The sequence below is a fragment of the Pseudomonas sp. 32_A genome (genome assembly GCF_017490905.1).
In the GTDB taxonomy this organism is placed as follows: Bacteria; Pseudomonadota; Gammaproteobacteria; order Pseudomonadales; family Pseudomonadaceae; genus Aquipseudomonas; species Aquipseudomonas inefficax.
This window is the reverse complement of sequence record NZ_JAFGYI010000477.1, coordinates 1-246: the sequence shown is the minus strand read 5'-3', so window position 1 is coordinate 246 and position 246 is coordinate 1. Positions and strand designations below refer to the sequence as shown.

Below are 246 nucleotides of genomic sequence, written 5' to 3'. Positions count from 1 at the left end.
CCGGTTTTGGCGAGTACATGGGCTTTTCCTCGGCCTGGGGCTACTGGATCAGTGCCTGGCTGGGCAACGTCGGCTACTTCGTGCTGCTGTTCAGCACCTTGGGCTTCTACTTCCCGGTGTTCGGCGAAGGCAACACCCCTGCCGCCATCATCGGCGCGTCGGTGCTGCTGTGGGCGGTGCACTTCCTGGTGCTGCGCGGCATCAAGGAAGCGGCGTTCATCAACCTGGTCACCACCGTGGCCAAGG

1 protein-coding gene is annotated in these 246 nt (G+C 63.4%); it reads left to right on the top strand.

Annotated features, from left to right (window positions below; translation table 11 throughout):
* Positions 1 to 246, top strand: a 246-nt coding sequence (locus tag J5M58_RS28630; protein ID WP_207880663.1) for an amino acid permease, incomplete at both ends; no start/stop codon positions are given.